The sequence below is a fragment of the Streptomyces iakyrus genome (genome assembly GCF_000717055.1).
Classification (GTDB): Bacteria; Actinomycetota; Actinomycetes; order Streptomycetales; family Streptomycetaceae; genus Streptomyces; species Streptomyces iakyrus.
Genome location: NZ_JNXI01000169.1, coordinates 1 through 215, shown reverse-complemented (window position 1 = coordinate 215; position 215 = coordinate 1). Strand labels below are relative to the sequence as shown.

The 215-nt window shown below is 62.3% G+C and carries 1 pseudogene; it reads left to right on the top strand.

Annotated elements, in window-relative coordinates:
- Positions 1-215: pseudogene (locus tag OO68_RS41970) on the top strand (ABC transporter permease); the annotation flags it as partial.

Below are 215 nucleotides of genomic sequence, written 5' to 3'. Positions count from 1 at the left end.
CTACCTGCTGGTGCTGTTCGTCTACCCGATCTTCTCCACGCTGCTGCTGAGCCTGAAGAACGCAGACGGCTCGTTCACGCTGCACTGGTACGCCGACGCGCTGACCGGTGTGAACTTGTCGGTGCTGTTCACCACGCTCAGAATCTCGGCCGAGACAGCGGTCCTCAGCCTGGTGTTCGGGTTCGTTCTGGCGCAGGCGATCTGCCGGCTCAAGC